At 67.8% G+C, this 8394-nt stretch carries 9 protein-coding genes; all 9 read right to left on the bottom strand.

The window, feature by feature from the left end:
* Positions 1 to 46 precede the first annotated feature (46 nt).
* Positions 47 to 1528 (bottom strand): adenosylhomocysteinase, encoded by a 1482-nt coding sequence (gene ahcY / locus ACFVVM_RS33895; RefSeq protein WP_387626688.1) that lies wholly within the window; start codon positions 1526 to 1528, stop codon positions 47 to 49.
* Positions 1529 to 1607: 79 nt separating this feature from the next.
* A complete protein-coding gene (locus tag ACFVVM_RS33890) occupies positions 1608 to 2678 on the bottom strand; it encodes an alkane 1-monooxygenase (RefSeq protein WP_387626686.1) in 1071 nt (356 codons plus the stop codon).
* A gap of 209 nt (positions 2679 to 2887) precedes the next feature.
* Positions 2888 to 3466, bottom strand: a complete 579-nt coding sequence (locus ACFVVM_RS33885) for a TetR family transcriptional regulator (RefSeq protein WP_387626700.1) — start codon at positions 3464 to 3466, stop codon at positions 2888 to 2890.
* A gap of 80 nt (positions 3467 to 3546) precedes the next feature.
* Complete coding sequence (locus ACFVVM_RS33880; RefSeq protein WP_387626684.1) at positions 3547 to 3729, bottom strand: rubredoxin; 183 nt, start codon at positions 3727 to 3729, stop codon at positions 3547 to 3549.
* Complete coding sequence (locus tag ACFVVM_RS33875; RefSeq protein ID WP_387626682.1) at positions 3726 to 3899, bottom strand: rubredoxin; 174 nt, start codon at positions 3897 to 3899, stop codon at positions 3726 to 3728. Before ACFVVM_RS33875 ends, ACFVVM_RS33880 begins: the two co-directional genes overlap by 4 nt.
* Positions 3896 to 5131: an alkane 1-monooxygenase gene (locus ACFVVM_RS33870; protein ID WP_387626680.1), complete on the bottom strand. Its 1236-nt coding sequence runs from the start codon at positions 5129 to 5131 to the stop codon at positions 3896 to 3898. Before ACFVVM_RS33870 ends, ACFVVM_RS33875 begins: the two co-directional genes overlap by 4 nt.
* 197 nt (positions 5132 to 5328) lie before the next feature.
* Positions 5329 to 5850: an NUDIX hydrolase gene (locus ACFVVM_RS33865; RefSeq protein ID WP_387626678.1), complete on the bottom strand. Its 522-nt coding sequence runs from the start codon at positions 5848 to 5850 to the stop codon at positions 5329 to 5331.
* A gap of 85 nt (positions 5851 to 5935) precedes the next feature.
* Complete coding sequence (locus ACFVVM_RS33860) at positions 5936 to 7282, bottom strand: coenzyme F420-0:L-glutamate ligase (protein ID WP_387626676.1); 1347 nt, start codon at positions 7280 to 7282, stop codon at positions 5936 to 5938.
* On the bottom strand, positions 7279 to 8265 hold the full coding sequence (gene cofD, locus ACFVVM_RS33855; protein WP_387626674.1) for a 2-phospho-L-lactate transferase: 987 nt from the start codon (positions 8263 to 8265) through the stop codon (positions 7279 to 7281). Before cofD ends, ACFVVM_RS33860 begins: the two co-directional genes overlap by 4 nt.
* Positions 8266 to 8394 lie beyond the last annotated feature (129 nt).

Here is an 8394-nt window from a genome sequence, read left to right as displayed (position 1 = left end):
CCGCCGACCTCGAAGGTCGGCGGGGCCGCCGCTTGTCTCGGAGAACTCAGTAGCGGTAGTGGTCGGGCTTGTACGGGCCTTCCACATCCACACCGATGTACTCGGCCTGATCCTTGGACAGCTTGGTCAGCGTGCCACCCAGGGCCTCGACGTGGATCTTGGCGACCTTCTCGTCGAGATGCTTGGGCAGCCGGTAGACCTCGTTGTCGTACTCCTCGGGCTTGGTCCACAGCTCGATCTGAGCGATGACCTGGTTGGAGAAGCTGTTCGACATCACGAACGACGGGTGACCGGTCGCGTTGCCCAGGTTGAGCAGACGACCCTCCGACAACACGATGATCGCCTTGCCCGAATCGAAGGTCCACTCGTCGACCTGCGGCTTGATGTTGATCCGGGTCGCGCCCGAACGCTCCAAGCCGGCCATGTCGATCTCGTTGTCGAAGTGACCGATGTTGCCCAGGATCGCGTGATCCTTCATCGCCTTCATGTGCTCGAGGGTGATGATGTCCTTGTTGCCGGTCGAGGTGATCACGATGTCGGCATCGCCGATCGCCTGCTCGACGGTGACCACGTCGTAGCCGTCCATCAGCGCCTGCAAGGCGTTGATCGGGTCGATCTCGGTGACCTGCACGCGCGCGCCCTGGCCCGCGAGGGACTCCGCACAACCCTTGCCGACATCGCCGTAACCCGCGATCAGCACCTTCTTGCCGCCGATGAGCACATCGGTGCCACGGTTGATGCCGTCGATGAGGGAGTGGCGGGTGCCGTACTTGTTGTCGAACTTCGACTTGGTGACCGAGTCGTTGACGTTGATCGCCGGGAACACCAGCTCCCCCGCGGCCGCGAACTGGTACAGCCGCAGCACACCGGTGGTGGTCTCCTCGGTGACGCCCTTGACCGATTCCGCGATCGCCGACCACTTGGTCTTGTCGGTCTCGAACCGCTCGCGCAGCAGGTTCAAGAACACCGTGTACTCGGCGGAGTGGTCGTCCTCGTCGGGCGGGATGACCCCGGCCTTCTCGAACTGCGCGCCACGCAGCACGAGCATGGTGGCATCGCCACCGTCGTCGAGGATCATGTTGGCCGGTTCGCCGGGCCAGGTGAGCATCTGCTCGGCGGCCCACCAGTACTCCTCGAGCGTCTCGCCCTTCCAGGCGAAGACCGGGGTGCCCTTGGGCTCCTCGACGGTGCCGTGCGGGCCGACGACGATCGCGGCGGCGGCGTGGTCCTGGGTGGAGAAGATGTTGCACGAGGCCCAGCGCACCTGCGCGCCGAGGGCGACGAGCGTTTCGATCAGGACGGCGGTCTGCACCGTCATGTGCAGCGATCCGGAGATGCGCGCGCCCTGCAGGGGCTGCACATCGTGGTATTCGCGGCGCAGAGCCATCAGGCCGGGCATCTCGTGCTCGGCGAGGCGGATCTCCTTGCGGCCGAATTCGGCCAGCGAGAGATCTGCCACCTTGTAATCGATGCCGTTGCGGACGTCAGCGGTGAGCTCGGTGCGCGCGGGAAGTTCTGAGGTCGTCATCAGCCTCTCCTGGTAGTCAGTACCGAGGCAAGGCTACCGCCTGTGGGCGCGCTCGTTCCCCGGTCCTTCGAGGCCGCGGTCAGGCCGCGGCGCGGTATCGGGCCAGCAAACGTCGTTGCTTGCGCGGTGCGACGTTGGCCAGGGTCAGGTCACCGCCGTAGTGGGCGGCGACTCTGGGGTCCATCACCGCTCGCCACAGCGGCGGGACGGCGGCCAGCAGGATCATGGTGGCGTAGCCGGCGGGCAGCTGCGGTGCTTCCTCGGTGCTGCGCAGGGTCTGGTAGCGGCGGCCGGGGTTGGCGTGGTGGTCGCTGTGGCGCTGCAGGTGGAACAGGAAGATGTTGGTGACCAGGCGGTCGGAGTTCCAGCTGTCGCGCGGGGAGCAGCGGGCCCAGCGGCCGTTGGGCTTGCGCTCGCGCAGCAGGCCGTAGTGCTCGACGTAGTTCACCGTCTCGAGCAGCGCGGCGCCGATCGCGGCCTGCAGGATCAGCCACGGCAGGATCGCGACGCCGAAGGCGAGCATCAGCGAACCGAACAGCACCACCGTCATCGCCCACGCCTGCAGGATGTTGTTGCGCGGGCTCCACCAGCCACGACCCTGCCTGGACAGGCGGGCGCGCTCGAGTTCCAGCGCGGAGCGGAAGCCGCCGAAGACGCTGCGCGGCAAGAACTCCCACAGCGACTCGCCGAGCCGGGCACTGGCCGGATCCTCGGGCGTGGCGACCCGGGCGTGGTGGCCGCGATTGTGCTCGACGAAGAAGTGACCGTAGCCGGACTGGGCCAGCGCCACCTTCGACAGCAATTTCTCAGCACGCTCGACGCGGTGTCCCAATTCGTGGGCGGCGTTGATGCCGATGCCGCTGACGAACCCGACGGTGGCGGCGAGGCCGAGCTTGTCGAGGAAGGCGAGCTCCTCGCCCGCCCACATGTAGCAGGCGATGGTCAGGCCGATGAGCTGGACCGGCAGGAACAGGTAGGTGCACCAGCGGTAGTACCGGTCGGCGGAGAGCGCCTCGTAATCCTCGTCGCGGGGATTGTTGCCGTCCTCACCGACGATCCAGTCCAGGACGGGGATGGCGATCAGCACGATGACCGGGCCGATCCACCAGAACACTTCGGCACCGGTGCGGTACACGAGCTGGGAAGGCAACAGCGCAGACGCCGGAGCGATCAACCCTAGAGCCCAGAGATACCGTTTGGGATCACGAAAACCCCCCGGTTTGCCAACCGTTTGCACACCCGCTCCGCTGTAAAAAGACCAATCGCCGACCGATGTGAATACTGACAGACCGCGGACGCGTTACACAGCGGCAGATCCGCAAACGTGGTGATGGTTACACCACGGCGAATCAGAGCCATTCAGCGCGCCGAGTGACTAGCCTCACTCGAGGTCGTGCGGATTCCGCGTTCCTGCACGATCGCTTCGACGTACGGGCTGAGCAGGGCGCTCATCTCCGCGGGTGCGTCGCGCTCGGGCACCGGCGGATTGGGGATGTAGCTCAGGGCGATGCGCACCAGGGCGTGGGCGAACACGTCGGCCTCGGCGGCGGTCGCGTCCACCCAGCTGTGCTGGACCACATCGGCCAGCCGCGCGGTGGCGTGCTCGAGCAACGGTCCCGCGTCGAGGGTGATCAGGCGCAGCAGGTCCGGCTTCATCTCCCCGGCCAGCAGCGAGCGCACCAGCGGGTCGGCCGCGGCGGCGAGGAAGAAGCCGGACATGCCGACCCGGATGGCGGCGCGGGCATCGCCGACATTGGCGTCGAGCGCCTCGCGCACATGGTCGACGAGTTCGTCGGCCAGGCGCAGCGCGTAGGCCTGGGAAAGGCCGGAGCGAGAGCCGAACTCGTTGTAGAGCGTCTGCCTGCTCACTCCGGCCCGCGCCGCGACGTCACCGAGGGTGATCTTGGACCAATCCCGCTCGGTGAGCAGTTCGCGCATCCCGTCCAGGACCGAGGTGCGCAACAACTCGCGCGCGGCCTCCTGGTACGGGATGCGCGCCCCCGTGCGCGGCGCGATACTCACGAACGTTCGATCTCGACCATGAAGAAGTCGGACTTGGCGGCACCGCAGTCCGGGCAGCTCCAGTCGTCGGGAATGTCGTCCCAGCGGGTGCCGGGGGCGATGCCGTCATCGGGCCAGCCCTCGGCCTCGTCGTATTCGAAACCGCACTGAATACATTGGTAGAGCTTGTATTCGGTCACTGGGAAACTCCTGCCGCCTCGAAGTCGATCTTTTCCCGCACACCGCAGTCCGGACAACACCAGTCGTCGGGCACCGCCGCCCACAGTGTGCCTGCCGGAAATCCCTCGCGCGGGGCTCCTCGCGTTTCGTCGTAGACATAATCACAGACCGGACACTTGTACGAACTCACGGCCTGACCTCCGTCCCGTACCGCGCCAACAGCTTCTCCCGGCGCTTGGGTTCGATGTTGGCGCGGGTGATGTCGCCGTCGTAGTGGGCGAGCACGCGCTTGTCCATCACCCTGCGCCAGATCGGCGGGAAGTAGGCGATCAGGATCAGGCTCGCGTAGCCGCTGGGCAGCTCGGGAGCCCCGTCCCAGCTGCGCAGGGTCTGGTAGCGCCGCGTGGGGTACGCGTGATGATCGCTGTGGCGCTGCAGGTGGTACAGGAAGATGTTGGTGACGATGTGGTCGCTGTTCCAGCTGTGCTCGGGCGCAGGCCGCTCGTAGCGGCCGGACTTGGTCTTCTGCCGCACCAGGCCGTAGTGCTCGAGGTAGTTCACCGACTCCAACAGGCTGAAACCGATGATCGCCTGCAGGATCAGATACGGCAGCACCTCGATGCCGAACACGGCGATCAGGCCCAGCCACAGCACCACCGACATGGCCCAGGCGTTGAGCACGTCGTTGCGCAGCGTCCACGGGCTCTTGTCCAGGCGGGCCAGTCGTTCCTTCTCCAGATGCCAGGCCGAGCGGAAGCTGCCCCACACGGTGCGCGGCCAGAAGGCCCAGAAGGTCTCGCCGATGCGGGCGCTGGCCGCGTCCTCCGGGGTGGCCACGCGAACGTGGTGGCCGCGATTGTGCTCGATGTAGAAATGGCCGTAGAACGTCTGGGCCAGCGCGATGCGCGCGAGCCAGCGTTCCATGTCGACCTTCTTGTGGCCGAGTTCGTGCGCGGTGTTGATGCCGATGCCGCCGATCATGCCGACGCTGATCGCGATGCCGATCTTGTCGACCAGGCTCGCCCCGCCGGAGAAGCCGAGCCAGTGCAGGTTCGGCGCGGTGATGATGTAGCAGGCGAAGATCAGCGAGGCGTACTGGAACGGCAGGTACAGGTAGGTGAGGTAGCGGTAGTACCGGTCGTTCTCCAGGTACTCCATCACCTCGTCCGGCGGATTGTTGCCGTCGGGACCGAAGAACAGGTCGGCCAGCGGAATCACCACGTAGACCAGCACCGGGCCCAGCCAGAACGGCACGTGCGCGAGGGTGTGCCAGCCGAGCTGGTTCAGACCCCAGATCAGCGGGATCGCGATCGTGAACAGGCCGGTCGGGGCGAACAGGCCCCACAGCCACAGATAACGCTTGGAATCACGCCACGGCGGGGGCGCCACCCGCTGTTCGGACGTATTGGCATCGGTCGACATCGTCGTCTCCATCCTGAGGCACATCTCACACCTGTGATGTGCGTAACTCTCTGTCACAGACGATAGGTCCCGATTTGTCCGTCGTCTAGACAAATTGGGAAATTTGTAAAGCCGCAACGGGGAGATAACGAAACGGCGACCGTGCCCCACCTGGGCACGGTCGCCGTGAGCGCAGGTCAAAGACCTGTTTCGGGGCTTTACACGTGTAACGCCACGTCGGCGCCCGGCGGTAGCCCGGCCACCGGCCACCACCGCAGATCGGTCGATTCGGCGCTGCGGACCGGCACCGCGTTCGGGGGCGCCACCAGCTCGAACAGCAGGTCCAGGTGCCGCGTCGGTACGCCGAGCGAGCAGGTGATCGGATGGGCCTGGGCGCCGTAGAGGCCGGAGGTCAGGCGCAGGTCGGGGATGCCCGATTCCTCGACGGCTTCGCGCAGCGCGGCATCGGCGATGGTCTCGTCGCCGGGTTCACAGTGGCCGCCGAGCTGGATCCAGCGACCGACCCGTGGGTGCAGGGTGAGCAGCACCTCGCTGCGGTCGTGCGAGAACACGATCGCCGAGGCGGTGATGTGGCCGGGGGCGTGCTCGCGCAGGCAGCCGCGCGGGGCGGAGCCGAGGAAGGCCAGCATCGCTTCGCGCAGTGAGCGTTCCGCGGTGTCCTCGGGTTTCCAGTCGGTGAGCAGTTCGGTCGCCGAGGCGTGCAGCGACTCGGCGCTCACCGAAGCACCTCCGCCGGGTGACCGGTCGCGCCGACGGCGGGCGCCACCGCGATCACGGTGACCGGAAGCGAGCCGGTCGGCCGGTTCACAGCTCGACCAGACCCGCGCCGGGCGCGCCGACCGTGCGCGGCGCGGGTTCCTCGAGCGGATGGCCGATCGCGATGGCGCCCAACGGCATCCAGTCGTCGTCGAGGCCGAGCACGTCGCGCGTCACCTCGGGAGCGAAGATCGTCGAGCCGATCCAGCAGCTGCCGAGACCGTCGGCGGCCAGCGCCACCAGCAGCCCCTGCACCGCCGCGCCGACCGCCACGGTGAACATGGTCTGCTCGGCGGCCTGGCGGCGCGCGTCGGGATAGTCGTGGGCGCCGTCGGGAACGCAGAACGGGATGATCATCTCCGGCGCGTCGAACAGGATGCGCCCGCGCGCGATTCGGCGCTCCACCTGTTCGGGGTCGCGGCCGTCCGCGGTCAGATCGGCGCGCCACTGTTCGGCCATGGCGGTGAGCAACTGGGCGCGCAGCGTCTTCTTGCGCACCCAGACGAAGCGCACCGGCCGGGTGTGATGCGGTGCGGGCGCGGTGAGGCCGGCGGCGACGGCGGCCCTGATCCGCTCCGGGTCCACCGGCTCGCCGGAGAAGGCGCGCACCGAACGACGCAGTGGCACAGCCTCTTTGCGACCCTTCTCGATCGCCTCGGCGGTGCCGAGCCAGAACAGGTCGTCGATCCCGCCGCGCAGCAGCGCCGCCGCGGTCGACCCGTCGTCGTCGGTCGCCAGCCCGCGGACCACGGCCACCGGCACACCGCCGAGCTTGCCCTTGACCAGATCGGCGGCGGCGGCGAGTTCGTCGGCCACGGCCACCTGGGTGACGAACAGCTCGTTGCCCTGCCCGTCGACCGCGCCCGCGTAGTCGTGCAGCACGCGCAGCCCGGCCGAGCCGATGGCCGCGTCGATCTGGCCGTTGCGCCAGGCCCGGCCCATGGTGTCGGTGATGACCACGGCCACCTCGACCCCCAGCCGCTGCGCCAGCGCGGTGCGCAGGGCCTTGGCGCTGCCGTCGGGATCGGTGGGCAGCAGCACCAATTCGCCCTCGGCCACATTGGAGCCGTCGACGCCGGAGGCGGCCTGCACGATGCCCAGCCGGTTCTCGGTGATGAGGGTGCGGCCCTTGCGCGCCAGTACCCGCACCGCCTCGTCGTCGACCAGCTTGCGCCGGGCGGTGTCGCGCTCGTCGGGATCGGTCGGCGCGGCCACGATGCGCCCCTCGGCCTTGGACACGATCTTGCTGGTGACCACGACGACATCGCCGTCGGCCAGCCAAGGCGCCTGTGCGGCAAGGTGTTCGGCGAGATCGTCGCCGGGACGGAACTCCGGCAGACCGGTGACCGGCAGGATCCGCAGTTCGGCGGCGGCGTGGTCGGGCAGCACGCTCATGCCTTCACTCCCGCCAGTTCCAGTGCGGCGCGGGCCATTTCACCCGTGGCCTCGGGATCGGTCATGAGCAGCGGGACGCTGCGCACCTCGACGCCGGGCACCTCGGCGGTGTCGGTGGAGTGCACCAGCCAGCCGTCGAGGATGCCGGTGGCCGAGCGGGCGCCGTAGTGCCTGCCGATCGCCTCGGCGGTGGACTCGACGCCGATCACCGACAGGCACTCATCGGCCATGCCGCGCAACGGCTTTCCGTCGATCACCGGCGAGAGGCCGATCACCTTGGCGTCGGTGGTGCGCAGCGCGCCCCTGATCCCCGGGACGGCGAGGATCGCGCCGATGCTCACCACGGGGTTCGACGGGGCGAGCAACACCGCGTCAGCGGAGGCTATGATTTCGGTCACATTCGGCGCGGGGGAGGCTTGTTCGGCGCCGATCGAGGCAAATCCGTGGGTCGGGAGCGCCGCGCGGTACCGCACCCACCACTCCTGGAAGTGGATCGCGCGACGTTCGCCAGCATTGTCGGGATCGCTGACCACCACGTGGGTTTCGCAGCGATCGTCGGTCGCCGGGATCAGCTTCACGCCCGGCTGCCACCGATTGCACAGCGCCTCGGTGACCGCCGACAGCGGGTATCCGGCGTTGAGCATCTCGGTGCGGATGAGGTGGGTGGCGATGTCGCGATCGCCCAGGCCGAACCAATCGGGCTGGGCGTTGTATTTCGCCAGCTCCTCTTTCGCGTGCCAGGTCTCGTTCGCGTGGCCCCAGCCCCGCTCGGTGTCGATGCCGCCACCGAGGGTGTACATGCAGGTGTCGAGGTCGGGACAGATCCGGAGACCGTGCATCCAGACGTCGTCACCGACGTTGACGATCGCGGAGATGTCGGCGTCGGGCAGCAGCTGCCGGACGCCCTGGAGGAACCGGGCACCGCCCACGCCGCCGACCAGAACGGCGATCTTGGGCTCGCGCGCCGCGTGTTGTGCAGTCACAGGTTCACAGCCTATGCGGTGACCGTTACCACCCCGCGTCCCGGCGAACTTCGGCAAAGTAGCTGGTCATTTGCCACAGCAGATAACAAGATCAACACGAAAGGCGGGTGCGGAGTGTAACGGAAGGGT

The organism is Nocardia sp. NPDC058176 (genome assembly GCF_042883805.1).
Taxonomy (GTDB): Bacteria; Actinomycetota; Actinomycetes; order Mycobacteriales; family Mycobacteriaceae; genus Nocardia.
The sequence above is the reverse complement of the archived record's forward strand: the minus strand, read 5'-3'. Positions and strand labels throughout refer to the sequence as shown.